Origin of the sequence: Rubrivivax benzoatilyticus JA2 = ATCC BAA-35, assembly GCF_000190375.1 — a bacterium.
GTDB classification, from domain to species: Bacteria; Pseudomonadota; Gammaproteobacteria; order Burkholderiales; family Burkholderiaceae_C; genus Rubrivivax; species Rubrivivax benzoatilyticus.
Window position 1 is genome coordinate 20,560 of record NZ_AEWG01000132.1, and the last position, 17,037, is coordinate 37,596.

Consider the following 17,037-nt stretch of genomic DNA (forward strand, 5'->3'; position numbering starts at 1 on the left):
TGAGGATCGGCCCCTGGACCTTAGCCGTGCGCTGGTTGCAGGCCAACGAAGAACGGCGCATGTCGGCCCGCGCCGAGCGCATGGCGGGGCCATCGGCGGCGGGCCGTGCGCCCGGGCGGATACTCGACGCGTTACCCGTCAGGAAACGCCCACGATGAAGATCCAGGCTCCATCCCCCGTGCCCCCGAGCAGCCCGCATCCGACGGGCGGCAGCGCTGCGAATGCCGGCGGCGCGTGCTCGTTCGCCTCGATGCTGGCCGCGGCGACGACGCCGGCCGCCGATCAGACGGCGGACGACGAGCGCCCCGACTTCACGAGCATGACGCGGCAGCAGCTGTTCGACTGGATGAACCAGCAGATCCGCAGCGGCAGGATGTCGCTCGACGAGAGCACGCCCTTCCTCGGCATGACGATGAAGATCTCGGCCGCCACCGGCGAGCCGGTGGACATGGCCAGCGACGGCGAGCGCATCGACTTCGTCGCCAAGGCCCGCGGCGGCATCGACGGCGCGCTTGAGCGGCGCGACTACGACCTGCTCGCCCGCCTGCAGGCCGCGGTGGAACACATGCTGAAGATGCAGGGCTCAGCCGGCACGGCGGCCGACGGACGCGGCGTCTGAGCAGGGAGGTTTGTCCCTGCGTCCCAATCGAGGCGTTGCCGAGGGCCGGCCCGTTCAGCGGCGAGCAGCCCAGTCGGACTCGGTGACTTCCTGGAGTCCGACGTCGAAGTTCACGGTGGCGGTCCTGCCAACGGCAAAGATGCTGGAAACGGCCAGCGCGTAGCGCAGATACACGTCCTGCCGTGCCTGGGGGCGAATGGTGAGCTTGACCTGCTTGCCGTCGGGAATGCCCAGAGTGTGCGGCTGGATCACGACCTCGCGCTCACCCGGGGCAACCTTCAACTCGAAGGACTCCAGGCGATTCAGGCGCCCGACACGGAAGCCGTCGACGTACACGTACTGATCGACGGCCGCTCCGATGTATCCGGTGTCGGCCCGGTAAAGGTGCAGAGTGACCGCCGTCGCCGGGTCGACGGGTTCGGGAACCGCGCTCTTGGGCGTGGGTGCGCTGGCACAACCGGCGATGCCGGCAACACAGGCGGCGAGCATGGCTCGGCGAATCATCGTTTCCTCCCCGGACTCTGCTGGTTATCCGGGAAACATAACACGCAGGCGTTGCCTGCCGGCGATAGGCCGCTCAGGCCGTCATGCCCGCCAGCCCCATCACCCAGCGCAGCCCCAGCGCCACCGCGCCCAGCGCGGCGACGCTGGCCGCCCAGATCAGCAGCAGCCAGCCCAGCCGGCGCAGCCAGAGTTGGCGCGGGCGTGCCGGCTCGGCCATCAGTGGTAGCCCTCGCCGATCTTCACCTTGCCGCGGAACACGTAGTAGGACCAGGCGGTGTAGCCGAGGATGAACGGGATGATGGCCAGCGCGCCGACGAGCGCGAAGCCCAGGCTCTGCGGCGGCGCCGCGGCGTCCCAGATCGAGATGCCCGGCGGGATGACGTTGGGCCACAGGCTGATCAACAGCCCGCTGTAGCCCAGGAACAGCAGCGCCAGCGCCAGCACGAAGGGCAGCGCCGAATGGCTGCGCGGCAGCGCGCGCAGCAGCTGCCAGGTCACCAGCGCCACCAGCAGCGGCACCGGCAGGAAGAACAGCAGGTTGGGCAGCGTGAACCAGCGCTCGGCGATCGCCGGGTGCGCCAGCGGCGTCCACAGGCTGACGCCGGCCAGCGCAGCCAGCACCGCCCAGGTGACCGGCCGGCCCAGCTCGCGCATGCGCTGCAGCAGCGCGCCCTCGGTCTTCATCACCAGCCAGCCGACGCCCAGCAGCGCGTAGGCCAGCACCAGCGCGGCGCCGGTGAACAGGCTGAACGGCGTCAGCCAGTCGAAGACGCCGCCGGCATAAGCGCCATCCTTCACCTCGAAGCCGCCGATGAAGGCGCCCAGCGCCACGCCCTGCGAGAAGGTGGCGATGTACGAGCCCCAGGCGAAGGCGTGGTCCCAGAAAGGCTTGTGCGCCTCGTCGGCCTTGAAGCGGAACTCGAAGGCCACGCCGCGCCAGATCAGCCCGGCCAGCATTGCCATCAGGGGCAGGTACAGCGCGCTCAGCACCACCGCGTAGGCCAGCGGGAAGGCCGCCATCAGCCCGGCGCCGCCGAGCACCAGCCAGGTCTCGTTGCCGTCCCAGACCGGGGCGACGCTGTTGACCATCACGTCGCGCTCCTCGCGGTCCTTCACGAACGGGAAGAGGATGCCGATGCCCAGGTCGAACCCGTCCATCACGACGTACATCATCAGCCCGAAGCCGATGACCCCGAACCACAGCAGCGGCAGGTCGATGTCCATCGTGGGCTCCTCAGACCGGGTCGACGTGGTCGGGGCCGGCCGACAGTGGCCGCGCCGGGCGCTGCGCCTGGCCCGGGTCCTGCGGCGGGCTCTCGTGCTCGCCGGGCTGCGGCCCCTTGGCGACGAGCTTCAGCATGTAGCGCAGGCCGATGCCGAAGACGGCGAAGTACATGACGACGAACACCGCCAGCGTCGTGCCCATCACCTGCGCCGAGTGGTTGGACACCGCGTCGGCGGTACGCATCACGCCGTAGACGATCCAGGGCTGGCGGCCGATCTCGGTGGTGAACCAGCCGGCGAGGATGGCGATCACGCCGGCCGGCCCCATCCAGGTCGCGAAGCGCAGGAAGGCGCCGCCTTCGTAGAGCCGGCCGCGCCAGCGCCGCCAGGCGGCCCAGGCGCCGAGCAGCAGCATCAGCAGGCCCAGACCGACCATCACGCGGAAGGACCAGAAGACGATGGTCGCGTTGGGCCGGTCCTCGGGCGCGAACTCGGCCAGGCCGGGGTAGGTGCCGTCCAGGCTGTGGGTCAGGATCAGGCTGCCCAGGCGCGGGATCTCGACGCGGTACAGCGTCTCCTCGGCCTGCATGTCGGGCCAGCCGAACAGCACCAGCGGCACGCCTTCGCCGGGCGGGCCGTTGCGCCAGTGGCCTTCCATCGCCGCGACCTTGGCCGGCTGGTGCTCCAGCGTGTTCAGGCCGTGCAGGTCGCCGACGGCGATCTGCAGCGGCGCGACGAACATGAGCATGCCCATCGCCATCGAGAACATCGTGCGCACGCGCACGTTGTCGTGGCCGCGACGCAAGTGCCAGGCGGCCGACGCGCCGACGAACAGCGCCGTGGCCAGGAACGCGGCCACCGTCATGTGCGCCAGCCGGTACGGGAACGAGGGGTTGAAGATCACCGCCAGCCAGTCCACCGGCACGACGATGCCGTCGACGATCTCGTGGCCCTGCGGCGTCTGCATCCAGCTGTTGGAGGCCAGGATCCAGGTCGCCGAGATCAGCGTGCCCAGCGCGACCATGATCGTCGACAGGAAATGCAGCCCGGGGCCGACGCGGTTCCAGCCGAACAGCATGACGCCGAGGAAACCGGCTTCGAGGAAGAAGGCGGTGAGCACCTCGTAGGCCAGCAGCGGCCCGGTGACCGAACCGGCGAAGGCCGAGAAGTAGCTCCAGTTGGTGCCGAACTGGTAGGCCATCACCAGCCCCGACACGACGCCCATCGCGAAATTGACGGCGAAGATCTTGGCCCAGAAGTGGTACAGGTCGCGGTAGACCGGGTTCTTCTTCCACAGCCACAGGCCTTCCAGCACGGCCAGATAGCTGGCCAGCCCGATCGTGATGGCCGGGAAGACGATGTGGAAGGAGACGGTGAAACCGAACTGGATGCGGGCCAGTTCGAGGGCGGTCAGTCCGAACATGGGCAGGCGGCGGCGGCGAGGCTGACAGTGTGGCGCCAGTGGCCGAAGCCGGCAGCCGAGATGCGGGAGAACCCTCGTTTCGTCGGGGTCAGCCCGCGCCGGCCCTGCGCTTCGCCGCGGCGGTTTCGCGCCTTACAGTCGCCGGCATGCAGACGCCCTCGCTCCAGCACGCGGCCCGCGCCGCCTTCATCGCACGCTGGGTGTGCGGCAGCGTGGCGGCCACCGGCCTCGCCGGTGCTGCAGCCCAAACGCGGCCGGCCACCGAAAGCCCGCTGCTGCGCTGCGAGCTGCGCTACGTCAGCACGACGATGCAGGTCGAGGCCCGCCCGGTTGCCGACCCGTACACGGTCGCAGCACAGGACGTCGGCACACGTTTCCGCTTCAAGGCCGTGGTGCTGGGCACGCCGGAACGTGTCGACTCGGTCTCGCTCTACGCCTACGACATGGCGGTGGCCAACGCGCCGGTGCTGATCCACGAAGTCGTCCATCGGCCGCCCTTCCCGCCCGGCACGGCGATCCCCGCGCTGACCGGCTGGAACCACGTCTATTCCTCGCGCCTGGGCCGTGAACTCGTCTACGGCTGCGCGCTGGGCACGGAGGCCGCACGATGAAACGCCGCGACTTCAATGCCGCGCTGCTGGCCGGCACCTGGGCCGCCGCCGGCGCCGCAGGTGCCGAGCCGCAGCCGACGCTCAGCCTGGTCTTCGTCGGCGACGTGATGCTCGCCGACGGCCCCGGGCGCGTGCTGCGCCGCGGCGGCAATCCGTTCGCACCGACGGCCGCGCTGCTGGCCGGCGCCGACCTGCGCATCGCCAACCTCGAATGCGTCGTCGCGCGCGGCGGCCGGGCCGACGACAAACCCTGGACCTTCCGCGCCGACCCGCGTGTGCTGGCGCTGCTGCGCCGCCACGTCGACGCCGTCTCGCTGGCCAACAACCACTCCGGCGACTTCGGCCGCGAGGCCTTCGCCGAGATGCTGGGCGCGCTGAAGGCCCACGGCCTGCCGTACTTCGGCGGCGGCCACGACCTCGCCGAGGCGCACCGGCCGCTGATCGTCGAGCGCCGCGGGCTGCGCCTGGCGCTGCTCGGTTACGACGAGTACTTCCCGCGTTATTTCGAGGCCGGCCACGACCACCCGGGTGTCGCCTGGAGCGAGGACGAGCAGGTCGTGTTCGACATCCGCCGCGCACGCACGACGGCCGACCTGGTGATCCCGTTCATGCACTGGGGCGAGGAAGGCCGGCCGACGGCCAACGAGCGCCAGCGCGCGCTGGCGCGGCTGATGATCGACGCCGGTGCCGACGCCGTCGTCGGCACCCATCCGCACATCGTGCAGGACGTCGAGTTCCACCGCGGCAAGCCGATCGTCTACAGCCTGGGCAACTTCGTCTTCGACGGCTTCGACAAGCCCGAGAACAACACCGGCTGGGTGCTGCGCCTGGAGATCGGCCGCGAAGGCGTGCGCTCGCTGCGGCGCGCGGTGGTACGCATGGACCGCGAGGGCACGCCGCATCCGGTGGAAGACTTCGCCGAGCTCATGCCCGCGCGCTGAGAAGGCCACCCCGAGCGCCATGTCCCACACGCTGGCCGGCCCGGCGCACGCCGAGCTGGTGATCAAGAAGAGCCGCTTCATCGCCTGCGTGCAGCCGGTTGATGACCGTGCGCAGGCGCAAGCCGTCGTCGGCGCGCTGCGCGCCGGACACCCGCAGGCCGCTCACGTCTGCTGGGCGCTGCTGGCCGGCGGCCAGAGTGCTTCGGTCGATGACGGCGAACCCGGCGGCACCGCCGGCCTGCCGATGCTCGCCGTGCTGCGCCACCAGGACCTGGACGGCGTGCTGGCCACCGTCGTGCGCTACTGGGGCGGCACCAAACTCGGCGCCGGCGGCCTGGTGCGTGCCTACACCGATGCGGTGGCGACCGCGCTGAAGGGTGCGGTCAAGATCCCGCGCCGCCGGCTGGCGCGGCTGGGTTGCCGCCTGCCCTATGCACTCGAAGGCTGGCTGCGCCGCCAGCTCGCCCAGGCCGGCGCGACGCTGGACGAGGTGCGGCACGGCGACGCGGTGTACGTCGGTTTCAGCCTGCCGGAAGACGAAGCGCCGGCGTTAAAGGCGGCGCTGGAGGACGGCGGGCGCGGGCAGTTGGTCTGGGATCGCGGCGACTGAGCGCCAAGACGAGTCCTTTGGCGGGCCCCTGCCGGGTCAGGCACTGCCCCGCGACGGCACGATCTTCCAGTGCGCGCCCGCGAACGAAGGCTGCTGGCGTTCATCGTCCCAGCGCGTGACTTTCCAGAACTCGGTCGGCATCTCGAGCGGGAAGAACAAGGGGCGGTCCTGGTCGTCGCACATCCATGGCGCCCAGCGCGAGCCTTCCTTCGGCACCAGCCCGACCGGCGGCCGCGGCGAAGTCAAGACGAAGAAGAGGCGCAGCGGCGACGGCATCAGGCCCGCCGCCTGAAGATCTTCGAGCCGCTTGACCTTGCCCTGGAACTGCTCGTTCGACCAGGCCGTGTCGCCCTTGGCCTCGATCAGCACCAGGGTGCGGTCGAAAGCGACGACGAGGTCCATGTCCTCCTGGTTGCCACACACCAGCCGGCCTTCATTGGAGTGCGACGCAAAGGCCTCGTCCCCACCCGCGAGCAGCGTCAGCGCGCCCACCAGCCAGTCGAGGTGGTAGTCCATCGCCCACCACGCGGCGGCGGGCACCTCGACACCGATGGCCTGCTGCAGACGGCGGCGAAACGCCTCGTCCAGCGTCTCGCTGGCGGGTCCGAGCGCGTTGCGGATCAACCAGAAGCGTTCCTTGCGGTTGAAGCTCTTGAGTGCTTCGACCAGATTCATCGTCTCTCCCGTCGCTGTGCGATTCGACTCGTCGGAGGCTACGCCCGGGCCACCGGGCCCGAGCGCTCGAATCGAGCGCGGCATGGACAAGACAGATGAGAGCCGGCGGTCGCCCCAGGCACCCGCTTCGGCGTGGCGCGCGACGGCTGGCGACGTCAGCCGATCAGCCCCAGCTTCACCCTCGCCGCCACGCGCGCCAGCGCCGCCTCGCGCGCCTCGATCGGCGCCTGGCTCTCGGTCAGGTAGGCGGCCAGCAGCAGCGGCGCGCGGCCGGGCGCCCAGACGACGGCGACGTCGTGGGTCGTGCCCTGGGCGCCGGTGCCGGTCTTGTCGGCGACGCGCCAGTCGGGCGGGAAGCCGGCGCGCAGGCGCTTCAGGCCGGTGGTCGAGGCCGTCATCCACTGCAGCAGCAGATCGCCGCCGCGGCGTGACAGCGCACCGCCGAACACCGCTTGGCGCAGCGCCAGCACCATCGCCGCCGGCGTCGTCGTGTCGCGCTCGTCGCCGGGGCGGGCTTCGTTGAGATCGGGCTCGCGGCGGTCCAGCCGCGTCGTGCGGTCACCCAGCGTGCGCACCCAGGCCGTCAGGCCGCCCGGGCCGCCCAGGGTGTCGAGCAGCAGGTTGGCGGCGGTGTTGTCGCTCAGCGTCAACGCGGCCTCGCAGAGCTCGGCCACCGTCATGCCGGCGCCGCCGGCGTGGCGCGAGGTGGTCGGCGCGTACTCCAGCAGCGCCTCGCGGCCGAAGACGATGCGGCGCTCCAGCCGCTCCTGGCCACGGTCCACACGCGCCAGCACCGCCGCGGCCAGCAGCCACTTGAAGGTGCTGCACATCGCGAAGCGTTCGTCCTGGCGGTGGCCCAGGCTGCGGCCGGTCTCCAGGTCGTAGGCGCAGACGCCCAGCCGCCCGGCGACCGAACGCTCGATGGCGCCGAAGGCGTCGGCGTCGCCGGCTTCGAGGGCCAGGGCCGGGCGGCCGGCGACGGCCAGCGTCAACGCGGCCCAGGCGTGGAACGAGCGTCGTTTCATGCGCCGATTCTGATGCGCCGGCGGCTTGCGCTGGCTCGTGACGCCCGGTGATCACTGCCTATAGCCGGTTGCCGCCACGCGGCACGCTTGCCGAGACTGCGGCGGCGATCCAACCCGACAAGGACACGTCTTCCATGGCAGACACCGCGCCCGTGCAACTGGCTCTCGGCGACAGCGCCGCACGCCAGCTCGCCAACGCCACCAAGACCGCGCCGACCCTGGCGACCATCAGCCCGCGCTGGCTGACCCAGCTGCTGCAGTGGGTGCCGGTCGAAGCCGGCATCTACCGCCTGAACAAGGTGCGCAACCCGCAGGACGTGCAGGTGCTGTGCGCCAAGCGCGACGAGTCCGAGCTGCCGACGACCTTCGTCGACTACGAGACCCAGCCGCGCGAGTACTTCCTCAATGCCGTCAGCACCGTGCTGGACGTGCACACGCGCGTCTCCGACCTCTACAGCAGCCCGCACGACCAGATCAAGGAGCAGCTGCGCCTGACGATCGAGACGATCAAGGAGAAGCAGGAAAGCGAGCTGATCAACAACCCCGACTACGGCCTGCTCGCCAGCGTGCATCCCGACCAGGTCGTCTACCCGCTCGGCGGCGCGCCGACGCCCGACGACTTCGACGAGCTGCTCTCCAAGGTCTGGAAGGAGCCGGCCTTCTTCCTGACGCACCCTCTGGCCATCGCCGCCTTCGGCCGCGAATGCACGCGCCGCGGCGTGCCGCCGCCCACCGTCAGCCTGTTCGGCAGCCAGTTCCTCACCTGGCGCGGCATCCCGCTGGTGCCCAGCGACAAGGTGCCGGTGGCCGACGGCAAGACCAAGGTGCTGCTGCTGCGGGTCGGCGACAAGCGCCAGGGCGTCGTCGGCCTGTACCAGCCGGGGCTGCCGGGCGAACAGAGCCCCGGGCTGTCGGTGCGTTTCATGGGCATCAGCCGCAACGCGATCGCGTCCTACCTGATCTCGCTGTACTGCTCGCTGGCGGTGCAGACCGAGGACGCGCTGGCGGTGCTGGAGGACGTCGAAGTCGGCAAGTACCACGCGTATCCGGACAACTACCGCTGAGCCGGCGCCGATGACGACCCCCGAGATCCCGGCCGCGGCGCCGCCGCCCGGCCTGCCCGACCCGGCGCTGCTCGCACGCCTGGCCGGCGAACTGTTCGGCAGCTGGCCGGCCACCGGCGGCGTGCCGCTACCCGAGCGGCCGCATCCGGCCGGGCTGACGCCGCCGCCGGGCAGCTACGGCCCGTCCACGCCGGCCGACGTGCCGGGTGGCCTGCCGCCCGGTGCCAACCTCGTGCCGACCTCGCCGCAGAGCGCCGCCAACATCGGCGCCTCGGCGCCGGCACGGCTGCCGCATGCGCAGGCCGGCAACGGCGTGCCCGACGTGCCGCTGTCGGCCGCGCCGGCCTACGACGGTCGCGCCGGCAGCCAGCTGCTGGCGGTGCCGCAGGCGCCGGCGGCGCCCTTCCATTTCGCCGAGGCCGAGGCGCTGGGTTTCCCGGCCGCCGAAGCCGCACCGGCGACGCCGCCGACGGCCGATCCGGCTCTCGAGGCGCTGCGCGCCCTGCCCTGGCAGCTGCCGACCGCGGCCGCCGTGCCGCGGCTGGACACGGTGCCGGCGCCGTCCGCCGCGCCGGCCACCGCTTCGCCGCGCTACTACTTCGTGCCCGAAGCGGCTCCGGCGGCCCCCACCGGCCGCCCGGGCTTCGCCGACGCCCATCCGCCGCTGGACGTGCACGCCGTGCGGCGCGACTTCCCGCTGCTGAACGAGCGCATCAACGGACAGCGCGTCGTCTGGCTGGACAACGCCGCGACGACGCAGAAGCCGCAGGCCGTCATCGACCGGCTGGCGCACTTCTACGCCCACGAGAACTCCAACATCCACCGCGCCGCGCACGCGCTGGCGGCGCGCGCCACCGACGCCTACGAAAACGCCCGCGAGACCGTGCGCCGCTTCATCGGCGCCGCGTCGACCGAGGAGATCGTCTTCGTGCGCGGCGCCACCGAGGCCATCAACCTGGTCGCCGCGGCCTGGGGCTGCCGCCACGTCGGGCCGGGCGACGAGATCGTCGTCTCGCACCTGGAGCACCACGCCAACATCGTGCCGTGGAAGCGCCTGGCCGACGAACGCGGCGCGACGCTGCGCGTGATCCCGGTCGACGACAGCGGCCAGGTGCGGATCGACGAGTACCAGCGGCTGCTCAACGAGCGCACGAAGATCGTCGCCATCACCCAGGTTTCCAACGCGCTGGGCACCGTGGTGCCGGTGGACCAGATCGTCGCCATCGCGCGGCGCGCCGGCATCCGCACGCTGGTCGACGGCGCGCAGTCGGTGTCGCACCTGAAGGTCGACGTGCGCGCCTTGGACACCGACTTCTTCGTCTTCTCGGGCCACAAGGTCTTCGGGCCGACCGGCATCGGCGTGCTCTACGGCCGCCGCGAGGTGCTGGAGGATCTGGCGCCGTGGCAGGGCGGCGGCAACATGATCGCCGACGTCAGCTTCGAGCGCATCGTCTACCAGCCGCCGCCGGCACGCTTCGAGGCCGGCACCGGCAACATCGCCGACGCGGTGGGGCTGGGCGCGGCGCTGGAGTACGTCGAGCGCATCGGCATCGCCAACATCGCGAAGTACGAGCACGGGCTGCTGGAGTACGCCACCGGGCGTCTGGCCGAGGTGCCGGGGCTGCGGCCGATCGGCACCGCACGCGACAAGGCCAGCGTGCTGTCCTTCGTGCTCGCCGGCTACAGCACCGACGAGGTCGGCCAGGCGCTGAACCGCGAAGGCATCGCGGTGCGCACCGGCCACCACTGCGCGCAGCCCATCCTGCGCCGCTTCGGCCTGGAAGCCACGGTGCGGCCCTCGCTGGCCTTCTACAACACCTGCGAGGAGATCGACCAGCTGGTGGCGGTGCTGCAGCGCCTGGCGGCGGCGCGGCCGGTCGCCGGCCGGCGCTGAGGCTTGCATCAGGGCCCCCGGCCGGCCATGCGCCGGCCGGATAAACAAACGACGAAGGCTTCGTGGCGGCCCGAGGGCCGGCGCCCTATCGTGAAGGCTCACACCTGGAGAAGCCTCATGCCTTTCGTCGCCGTGCTGCCGCAGCGCCTGCCCTGCCCGCGTCGCCCGATGCCGGCCGAGCCCTGCGCGCGCATCGTCGACGCCGACGTCCGCCGCACCGCGCTCGCGGTGCTGGCGCTCACGGCCACCGTCTGGTGGCCGAGCGCGCCGCGCCGGGTTCAGTCGCTGGCCAGCTTCACGCGGTCGGACAGCCGGGCATAACGCTCGTAGTCGCGCCGCACCAGCTGCGCCAGCTGCTGCGGCGTGCCGCCGACCGGCGTGATGCCCTGCTTGCGCAGCGCTTCCAGCACCGCCGGCTGGCGCAGCGTGGCGCTGGCGTCTTGCGCGATGCGCTCCACCACTGCCGCCGGCGTGCGCACCGGGGCGAACAGCGCGAACCAGCTCGTGACGCGGAAGCCCGGAATCGACTCCTGGGCGGTGGGCACCGCCGGCAGCAGCGGGCTGCGCTGTGCGCCGCCGATCGCCAGCGCACGCAGCCGGCCCGACTGGATGTGCGGCAACGCCGCCGTCACCGAGACCCACATCGCCTGGGCCTGACCCGAGGCGACGTCGGCCACCGCCTGCGAGCCGCCGCGGTAGGGGATGTGCACGAAGAAGAAGTCGCGTTCGATCTTCAGCAGCTCGAAGGCCAGGTGGTGCAGCGAGCCGACACCGGCCGAGGCGTAGCTGTAGGCGCCGGGGCGCTTCTTCGCCGCGGCCACCATCTCGGCGATCGTGCGCCAGCCGGTGGCGGCGTTGACGACGAGCACGTAGTCGCTGTCGGCCAGGTGCACGACCGGCGCCAGCTCCTTCAGCGGGTCGAACGAGAGCTTGCCCTGCAGCGCCGGGGCGATCGTGATCGCTCCTTCCTGCGACAGCGACAGCGTGTGGCCGTCGGCGTCAGAACGCGCGGTGGCCTCGGCGGCGACCAGGCCGCCGGCGCCGGTGCGGTTCTCCACCGTCACCGGCTGGCGCCAGTCGTCCTGCAGCTGGCGCGCGACGATGCGCACCGCGACGTCGGCGCCGCTGCCGGCGGTGTTGCCGACGAGGATGCGCACCGGCTTGGCCGGGAACGCGGCGGTGTTGGCGTGGGCACTGCCCAGCGCGGGCGCGGCCACGGCGGCGGCGCTCCAGTGCAGCAGGCGGCGGCGAGAGATCGGGGACATACGACGCTCCGGAAGAAGGCGAAAACTCAGGATCGGGGCATGGCGGCGCCCAGGCCACGCAGGAATTCGCGTGAGCTTGGACGTCGGATGCATAACGAAAGACGCCGCGGCACCGGAGCGGGCCGCGGCGGTGTCAGCAGACGCTCAGACCGCAGCCAGCGCCTGGTCCAGGTCGGCCAGCAGGTCGGCGATGTGCTCGATGCCGACCGACAGCCGCACCGTGTCCTCGGACACGCCGGCCTTGGCCAGTTCCTCGGGCGCGAGCTGGCGGTGCGTCGTCGACGCCGGGTGCGTGGCCAGCGAGCGCACGTCGCCGATGTTGACGAGGCGCGTGAACAGCTGAAGCGCGTCGAGGAACCGTGCGCCGCGCTCGCGGCCCTGGCCGGGCTCGCCCTTCAGGCCGAAGGTCAGCAGGCCCGAGGCGCGGCCGCCGTAGTTCTGGCGGATCAGCGCGTGGCTGGGGTGGCCTTCGAGGCCGGCGTAGTTGACCCAGGCCACCTTGGGGTGCTGCGCCAGGTGCTGGGCGATGGCCAGCGCGTTGTCGCTGATGCGCTCCATGCGCAGCGCCAGCGTCTCGATGCCGGTCAGGATCTGGAAGGCGTTGAACGGCGAGATCGCGGCGCCGGTGTTGCGCAGCGGCACGACACGCGCGCGGCCGATGTAAGCCGCCGGGCCCAGGGCCTCGGTGTAGACGACGCCGTGGTAGCTGACGTCGGGCGTGTTCAGGCGCGGGAAACGCTCCGGGTACTTCGCCCACGGGAACTTGCCCGAGTCGACGATCGCGCCGCCCAGGCTGGTGCCGTGGCCGCCCAGGTACTTGGTCAGCGAGTGCACGACGATGTCCGCGCCGTGTTCGATCGGGCGGAACAGGTAGGGGCTGGGCACGGTGTTGTCGACGATCACCGGCACGCCGTGGCGGTGGGCGATGGCGGCGATCGCGGCGACGTCGGTGACGTTGCCGGCCGGGTTGCCGATCGACTCGACGAAGACGGCCTTGGTCCGGGCGTCGATCAGCGGCTCGAAGCTGGCCGGATCGTTGGCGTCGGCGAAACGCGTCGTGACGCCGAACTGCGGCAGCGTGTGCGCCAGCAGGTTGTAGGTGCCGCCGTAGAGCGCGCTGGAGGCGACGATGTTGTCGCCGGCTTCGGTGATCGTCTGGATCGCGTAGGTGACGGCCGCCTGACCCGAGGCCAGCGCCAGCGCGGCGATGCCGCCTTCGAGCGCCGCGACGCGCTGCTCGAGCACGTCGGTCGTCGGGTTCATGATGCGCGTGTAGATGTTGCCCGGCACCTTCAGGTCGAACAGGTCGGCACCGTGCTGCGCGTTGTCGAAGGCGTAGGCCACCGTCTGGTAGATCGGCACCGCGACGGCCTTGGTCGTCGGGTCGGGGCTGTAGCCGCCGTGCACCGACAGGGTCTCGAAGCGCCAGTGGGCGCGCGGGTTCTGTTCGCTCATGGTTCTGCTGGGGTGGTGGTCGACCGGAAAGGGCGCGATGCTGCCGAAACCTGGACATGCAGCCAACGACGCAATAGTCGTATCGGTATGCCTCCATCGCATATAACGATCGAGTCCATTACGCCCTCCGCTTATTCGCTCAGCGCATGATGTTGGAAGAATCGCTTCGTTGGCATGGGGATGCGGGCTGGCGAGGATGCGGGCCGTGAACTTCCAGCAACTCCGCGCCGTCCGCGAAGCCGTCCGGCAACGCTTCAACCTCACCTCGGTCGCCGAGGTGCTGCACACCTCGCAGCCCGGCGTCAGCCGCCAGGTGCGCGAGCTCGAGGACGAGCTCGGCGTCGACCTCTTCGTGCGCGTCGGCAAGCGCCTGACCGGGCTCACCGAGCCGGGCAAGGTGGCGCTGCCGATCATCGAGCGCCTGCTCGCCGAGGCCGACAACCTCAGGCGCGCCGGCGCCGACTTCGCACGCGCCGGCAGCGGCACGCTGACGGTGGCGGCGACGCACTCGCAGGCCCGCTACGCGCTGCCGCCGGTGGTGCGCGACTTCCTGGCCGCCAACCCGCAGGTCACGCTGCACCTGAACCAGGGTTCGCCGCGCCAGATCGCGCGCTGGCTGATCGACGGCGAGGCCGACATCGGCGTCGCCACCGAGGCGCTGGCCGACTACGAGGAGCTCGTCGCCCTGCCCTGCTACCGCTGGAGCCACGTCGTCGTCGTGCCGCAAGGCCACGCGCTGGCCGACGAGGACCGGCGCGGCGAGCGCCTGACGCTCGAACGCCTGGCGCAGTTCCCGCTGGTCACCTACGAACCCGGCTACACCGGCCGGCGCCACATCGACGAAGCCTTCGAGCGCGAAGGCCTCGCCCGCGAGATCGTGCTCGCGGCGATGGACGCCGACGTCGTGAAGACCTACGTCGAGCTCGGCCTGGGCGTGGGCATCGTCGCCTCGATCGCCTACGACCCGGCGCGCGACCAGGGCCTGCACGCGATCGACGTGCGCCATCTCTTCGAGGTCAACACGACGCGGCTGGCGGTGCGCCGCGGCACCTACCTGCGCGACTACGCCTACGACTTCATCCAGACCTTCGCGTCGCCGCTGTCGCGCGGCCTCGTCGACCGGGCGCTGGCCACGCCGCACGGCCAGCCGCTGGAGCTGTCGCCCGAGCCGCCGCCGCCCAACGCCTGGCGCAGCGCGCCGGCCGACGCCGTCACCGGCGGCTGAACGGCCGCCGCCGCCGCGGCGGCTTCACTCGCCGCGGGCGTGCGCCTCGTGGATCGCGGCGGCCTTGGCTTCCATCTCGCGCCGCATCGCGCGGCGCATCTCGGCCGCGGCGTGGCGGCGCTTCTGGTCGGGCGTGCGCGGCTCGAGCGCCGGCACGGCCACCGGCTGGCCACCGTCGTCGACCGCGACCATCGTGAAGAAGCAGCTGTTGACGTGGCGCACGACGCCGGCGCGGATGTCCTCGGCCAGCACCTTGATGCCGATCTCCATCGACGAGCGGCCGGTGTGGTTGACCGAGGCGAGGAAGGTGACGAGTTCACCGACCTGGATCGGCTGGCGGAACATCACCTGGTCGACGCTCAGCGTGACGACGTAGCGCCCGGCGTAGCGCGCGGCGCAGGCGTAGGCCACCTGGTCGAGGTGGCGCAGGATGACCCCGCCGTGCACCTTGCCCGAGAAGTTGGCGGTGTCCGGGGTCATCAGCACCGTCATCTGCAGTTCATGGGCGGGCAAGGCGATCGTCACGGGGTCCTCGGTGAAAGTCTGCGGCGGCACGCACCGCCGCAGACGATCATGCCAGCGCGGCCTCGATGTCGGCTTGCGCCTGCTCGAAGCCGCGTGCGGCGGCCTCGGGGCCCATGTTCAGGCCTTCGGCGTAGACGAAACGCACATCGGTCATGCCGAGGAAGCCGAGCACCGACTTCAGGTACGGCACCTGCGAGTCGGCCGGCGTGTCGCGGTAGATGCCGCCGCGGGCCAGCGCGACGATGACCTTCTTGCCCTTCACCAGGCCCTCGGGGCCGGTGGCCGTGTAGCGGAAGGTGATGCCGGCACGGGCCACGGCGTCGATCCAGTTCTTGAACTGCACCGGCACGCCGAAGTTGTACATCGGCACGCCGAGCACGATCACGTCATGGGCCTGCAGTTCGGCGACGGCGGCGTCGGCCACGGCCACCCGTGCGGCCTGCTCCGGCGTGCGCGCCTCGGCCGGCGTGAACAGCGCGCCGAGCGCCGCTTCGTCGAGCACCGGCAGCGGGTCGGCGGCCAGGTCGCGAACGGTCAGTTCGGCATCCGGGTGCGAAGCACGCAGGCGGGCGACGACGTCGTGGGCGACACGGGTCGAGTTGGCGCCTTCACGGCGGGCGCTGGCATTGATCTGGAGGATCTTCATCGTGCAGTCCTGTAGGGAAGTCGGGCCGGCGGCGCCGTTCGATCGATTTGCACACACTCCTTGAGCGGCGATCGCGAGAGACGCTTTCGGTATGGCAGCCATTCTGGGCGCCTCGCGCGGTTGCGCCGTTCGCCTGCCTCGACGCCTCTGTTGCAACTTTTTGAATGGATCGCAGACCCGTCCGGCACTGTCGACGATTCGCTCATCGAATATCCCGATAATGCCCTCGGAGAATCTCGCAGCGGGCCTCTCGGATATCAAAACAAAGGGTTTACCCTGATACAGTCGCGAGCCTTTTTACCCGGCCTCCGCGAGGGCTCGCATGTCTGCTTCCACCGATCAATTCGCCAACCCTGCGCCGCTCGGCCTGATGGGCTTCGGCATGACCACCGTCCTGCTGAACATCCACAACGCGGGCTTCTTCCCGATGAGCGCCATGGTGCTCGCCATGGGCCTGTGCTACGGCGGCGCCGCGCAGATCGTCGCCGGCATCCTGGAGTTCCGCAAAGGCAACACCTTCGGCCTCACCGCCTTCGTCAGCTACGGCTTCTTCTGGCTCTCGCTGGTGGCCCTGATCGTGCTGCCCAAGCTCGGCTGGGCCGATGCCACGCCCGAGGGCTACATGGGCTGGTACCTGGTGATGTGGGGCGTGTTCACGGCCTGGATGTGGGTCGGCACCTGGCGCAGCAACCGCGCGCTGCAGTTCGTCTTCGGCAGCCTGACGCTGCTGTTCGCGCTGCTCGCCGCGCGCGACTTCACGGGCTCGACGCTGATCGGCACGATCGCCGGCTTCGAGGGCATCGTCTGCGGCCTCTCGGCGATCTACCTGGCGATGGCCGAGGTGCTCCACGCGCAGTATCACCGGAGTATCCTGCCGGTCGGCGCGTGAAAATCCCCGAACCCCACCGAGAAATATCCCGGGAGCGCCGCGGAATATTCAAAGAGACGCCCCCGGAGAAAAGCCGGGCGCGCGTGAAATCGCGCTCCGGCCTTCGGCAGGCGTGCAAGGCCTTCCGGCTTTGCACGTCCGGCCCCAGCCGTCGCGCGTGAAATCGCGCTCCGGCCTTCGGCAGGCGTGCAAGGCCTTCCGGCCTTGCACGTCCGGCCCCAGCCGTCGCGCGTGAAATCGCGTTCGGGCCTTCGGCAGGCGTGCAAGGCCTTCCGGCCTTGCACGTCCGGCCTCAGAACTCGAGGTTGTCGATGAGGCGGGTCGCGCCGAGCCGCGCGGCGGCCAGCGCCACCAGCGGCGCGCCGGCGGCCAGCGCCGCGGCGTCGGGCGGCAGCAGCGTCTCGCGCCGACGCACCGTCAGGTAGTCCGGCGCCCAGCCGCG

General features: G+C 71.1%; 20 protein-coding genes. 9 read left to right on the plus strand and 11 right to left on the minus strand.

The window, feature by feature from the left end; all coding sequences use genetic code 11:
* Nucleotides 1–154: 154 nt before the first annotated feature.
* Complete coding sequence (locus tag RBXJA2T_RS14795; protein WP_230269323.1) at nt 155–619, plus strand: hypothetical protein; 465 nt, start codon at nt 155–157, stop codon at nt 617–619.
* A 54-nt stretch (nt 620–673) separates the two neighbouring features.
* Here the strand turns inward: RBXJA2T_RS14795 and RBXJA2T_RS14800 are convergent, their stop codons facing one another.
* The 4 genes from RBXJA2T_RS14800 to RBXJA2T_RS14810 form a co-directional block, all read right to left on the minus strand.
* Nucleotides 674–1,108, minus strand: coding sequence for a hypothetical protein (locus RBXJA2T_RS14800; protein WP_009858213.1), 435 nt, complete (start codon nt 1,106–1,108; stop codon nt 674–676).
* Between the two features lie 88 nt (nt 1,109–1,196).
* The gene (locus RBXJA2T_RS19860; protein ID WP_009858214.1) at nt 1,197–1,340 is read right to left on the minus strand and encodes a DUF2474 family protein; all 144 of its coding nucleotides are present in this window, start codon (nt 1,338–1,340) and stop codon (nt 1,197–1,199) included.
* The gene (gene cydB / locus RBXJA2T_RS14805; protein WP_009858215.1) at nt 1,340–2,347 is read right to left on the minus strand and encodes a cytochrome d ubiquinol oxidase subunit II; all 1,008 of its coding nucleotides are present in this window, start codon (nt 2,345–2,347) and stop codon (nt 1,340–1,342) included. Before cydB ends, RBXJA2T_RS19860 begins: the two co-directional genes overlap by 1 nt.
* Before the next feature lie 10 nt (nt 2,348–2,357).
* Nucleotides 2,358–3,770: a cytochrome ubiquinol oxidase subunit I gene (locus RBXJA2T_RS14810; protein ID WP_009858216.1), complete on the minus strand. Its 1,413-nt coding sequence runs from the start codon at nt 3,768–3,770 to the stop codon at nt 2,358–2,360.
* A gap of 146 nt (nt 3,771–3,916) precedes the next feature.
* Between RBXJA2T_RS14810 and RBXJA2T_RS14815 the strand changes: the two genes are divergently transcribed.
* Genes RBXJA2T_RS14815 through RBXJA2T_RS14825 form a run of 3 tightly spaced genes read left to right on the plus strand, consistent with a single transcriptional unit; the run spans nt 3,917 to nt 5,932 of the window.
* The gene (locus RBXJA2T_RS14815) at nt 3,917–4,381 is read left to right on the plus strand and encodes a hypothetical protein (RefSeq protein ID WP_009858217.1); all 465 of its coding nucleotides are present in this window, start codon (nt 3,917–3,919) and stop codon (nt 4,379–4,381) included.
* Nucleotides 4,378–5,322: a CapA family protein gene (locus RBXJA2T_RS14820; RefSeq protein ID WP_009858218.1), complete on the plus strand. Its 945-nt coding sequence runs from the start codon at nt 4,378–4,380 to the stop codon at nt 5,320–5,322. The genes RBXJA2T_RS14815 and RBXJA2T_RS14820 overlap by 4 nt, the downstream gene beginning before the upstream one ends.
* 19 nt (nt 5,323–5,341) lie before the next feature.
* Nucleotides 5,342–5,932: an IMPACT family protein gene (locus tag RBXJA2T_RS14825; RefSeq protein ID WP_009858219.1), complete on the plus strand. Its 591-nt coding sequence runs from the start codon at nt 5,342–5,344 to the stop codon at nt 5,930–5,932.
* A 36-nt stretch (nt 5,933–5,968) separates the two neighbouring features.
* On the opposite strand, the gene RBXJA2T_RS14830 is transcribed toward RBXJA2T_RS14825, so the two are convergent.
* Together RBXJA2T_RS14830 and bla are read right to left on the minus strand one after the other, a co-directional pair.
* Nucleotides 5,969–6,607, minus strand: coding sequence for a hypothetical protein (locus RBXJA2T_RS14830; protein WP_009858220.1), 639 nt, complete (start codon nt 6,605–6,607; stop codon nt 5,969–5,971).
* Nucleotides 6,608–6,762: 155 nt separating this feature from the next.
* Nucleotides 6,763–7,632 (minus strand): class A beta-lactamase, encoded by an 870-nt coding sequence (gene bla, locus RBXJA2T_RS14835; RefSeq protein WP_009858221.1) that lies wholly within the window; start codon nt 7,630–7,632, stop codon nt 6,763–6,765.
* A gap of 134 nt (nt 7,633–7,766) precedes the next feature.
* Here bla and RBXJA2T_RS14840 point away from each other — a divergent pair, with 134 nt between their 5' ends.
* The 3 genes from RBXJA2T_RS14840 (at nt 7,767) to RBXJA2T_RS14850 (ending at nt 10,911) form a co-directional block, all read left to right on the plus strand.
* On the plus strand, nt 7,767–8,696 hold the full coding sequence (locus RBXJA2T_RS14840) for a family 2A encapsulin nanocompartment shell protein (RefSeq protein ID WP_009858222.1): 930 nt from the start codon (nt 7,767–7,769) through the stop codon (nt 8,694–8,696).
* A gap of 10 nt (nt 8,697–8,706) precedes the next feature.
* Nucleotides 8,707–10,590 carry a family 2A encapsulin nanocompartment cargo protein cysteine desulfurase gene (locus RBXJA2T_RS14845; protein ID WP_009858223.1) on the plus strand — a complete coding sequence of 628 codons (1,884 nt, stop codon included), beginning with the start codon at nt 8,707–8,709 and terminating at the stop codon, nt 10,588–10,590.
* A 117-nt stretch (nt 10,591–10,707) separates the two neighbouring features.
* Complete coding sequence (locus RBXJA2T_RS14850) at nt 10,708–10,911, plus strand: hypothetical protein (protein WP_009858224.1); 204 nt, start codon at nt 10,708–10,710, stop codon at nt 10,909–10,911.
* On the opposite strand, the gene RBXJA2T_RS14855 is transcribed toward RBXJA2T_RS14850, so the two are convergent.
* Complete coding sequence (locus RBXJA2T_RS14855; protein ID WP_009858225.1) at nt 10,869–11,855, minus strand: Bug family tripartite tricarboxylate transporter substrate binding protein; 987 nt, start codon at nt 11,853–11,855, stop codon at nt 10,869–10,871. The two genes, RBXJA2T_RS14850 and RBXJA2T_RS14855, sit on opposite strands and share 43 nt — an antisense overlap.
* Nucleotides 11,856–11,999: 144 nt before the next feature.
* Nucleotides 12,000–13,310, minus strand: coding sequence for an O-acetylhomoserine aminocarboxypropyltransferase/cysteine synthase family protein (locus tag RBXJA2T_RS14860; protein ID WP_009858226.1), 1,311 nt, complete (start codon nt 13,308–13,310; stop codon nt 12,000–12,002).
* 205 nt (nt 13,311–13,515) lie between these two features.
* On the opposite strand from RBXJA2T_RS14860, the gene RBXJA2T_RS14865 reads away from it, so the two are divergent.
* Nucleotides 13,516–14,535: a CysB family HTH-type transcriptional regulator gene (locus RBXJA2T_RS14865; RefSeq protein WP_009858227.1), complete on the plus strand. Its 1,020-nt coding sequence runs from the start codon at nt 13,516–13,518 to the stop codon at nt 14,533–14,535.
* A gap of 24 nt (nt 14,536–14,559) precedes the next feature.
* Here RBXJA2T_RS14865 and RBXJA2T_RS14870 read toward each other — a convergent pair whose 3' ends face one another.
* Together RBXJA2T_RS14870 and RBXJA2T_RS14875 are read right to left on the minus strand one after the other, a co-directional pair.
* Nucleotides 14,560–15,054 (minus strand): acyl-CoA thioesterase, encoded by a 495-nt coding sequence (locus RBXJA2T_RS14870; protein ID WP_029718892.1) that lies wholly within the window; start codon nt 15,052–15,054, stop codon nt 14,560–14,562.
* 52 nt (nt 15,055–15,106) lie between these two features.
* On the minus strand, nt 15,107–15,706 hold the full coding sequence (locus RBXJA2T_RS14875) for an FMN-dependent NADH-azoreductase (protein ID WP_009858229.1): 600 nt from the start codon (nt 15,704–15,706) through the stop codon (nt 15,107–15,109).
* A gap of 322 nt (nt 15,707–16,028) precedes the next feature.
* Between RBXJA2T_RS14875 and RBXJA2T_RS14880 the strand changes: the two genes are divergently transcribed.
* The gene (locus tag RBXJA2T_RS14880) at nt 16,029–16,595 is read left to right on the plus strand and encodes an acetate uptake transporter (RefSeq protein ID WP_029718891.1); all 567 of its coding nucleotides are present in this window, start codon (nt 16,029–16,031) and stop codon (nt 16,593–16,595) included.
* 292 nt (nt 16,596–16,887) lie between these two features.
* Here the strand turns inward: RBXJA2T_RS14880 and RBXJA2T_RS14885 are convergent.
* Nucleotides 16,888–17,037, minus strand: a 150-nt coding sequence (locus RBXJA2T_RS14885; protein WP_009858231.1) for a pantoate--beta-alanine ligase, incomplete at its 5' end; no start/stop codon positions are given.

Coding starts and splice junctions, on each gene's coding strand:
- cydB (WP_009858215.1), bottom strand. CDS start 2,347: ATGGACATCGACCTGCCGCTGCTGTGGTTCGGGGTCATCGGCTTCGGG.
- bla (WP_009858221.1), bottom strand. CDS start 7,632: ATGAAACGACGCTCGTTCCACGCCTGGGCCGCGTTGACGCTGGCCGTC.
- RBXJA2T_RS14845 (WP_009858223.1), top strand. CDS start 8,707: ATGACGACCCCCGAGATCCCGGCCGCGGCGCCGCCGCCCGGCCTGCCC.
- RBXJA2T_RS14800 (WP_009858213.1), bottom strand. CDS start 1,108: ATGCTCGCCGCCTGTGTTGCCGGCATCGCCGGTTGTGCCAGCGCACCC.
- RBXJA2T_RS14860 (WP_009858226.1), bottom strand. CDS start 13,310: ATGAGCGAACAGAACCCGCGCGCCCACTGGCGCTTCGAGACCCTGTCG.
- RBXJA2T_RS14840 (WP_009858222.1), top strand. CDS start 7,767: ATGGCAGACACCGCGCCCGTGCAACTGGCTCTCGGCGACAGCGCCGCA.
- RBXJA2T_RS14850 (WP_009858224.1), top strand. CDS start 10,708: ATGCCTTTCGTCGCCGTGCTGCCGCAGCGCCTGCCCTGCCCGCGTCGC.
- RBXJA2T_RS14795 (WP_230269323.1), top strand. CDS start 155: ATGAAGATCCAGGCTCCATCCCCCGTGCCCCCGAGCAGCCCGCATCCG.
- RBXJA2T_RS14855 (WP_009858225.1), bottom strand. CDS start 11,855: ATGTCCCCGATCTCTCGCCGCCGCCTGCTGCACTGGAGCGCCGCCGCC.
- RBXJA2T_RS14825 (WP_009858219.1), top strand. CDS start 5,342: ATGTCCCACACGCTGGCCGGCCCGGCGCACGCCGAGCTGGTGATCAAG.
- RBXJA2T_RS19860 (WP_009858214.1), bottom strand. CDS start 1,340: ATGGCCGAGCCGGCACGCCCGCGCCAACTCTGGCTGCGCCGGCTGGGC.
- RBXJA2T_RS14810 (WP_009858216.1), bottom strand. CDS start 3,770: ATGTTCGGACTGACCGCCCTCGAACTGGCCCGCATCCAGTTCGGTTTC.
- RBXJA2T_RS14820 (WP_009858218.1), top strand. CDS start 4,378: ATGAAACGCCGCGACTTCAATGCCGCGCTGCTGGCCGGCACCTGGGCC.
- RBXJA2T_RS14875 (WP_009858229.1), bottom strand. CDS start 15,706: ATGAAGATCCTCCAGATCAATGCCAGCGCCCGCCGTGAAGGCGCCAAC.
- RBXJA2T_RS14880 (WP_029718891.1), top strand. CDS start 16,029: ATGTCTGCTTCCACCGATCAATTCGCCAACCCTGCGCCGCTCGGCCTG.
- RBXJA2T_RS14815 (WP_009858217.1), top strand. CDS start 3,917: ATGCAGACGCCCTCGCTCCAGCACGCGGCCCGCGCCGCCTTCATCGCA.
- RBXJA2T_RS14830 (WP_009858220.1), bottom strand. CDS start 6,607: ATGAATCTGGTCGAAGCACTCAAGAGCTTCAACCGCAAGGAACGCTTC.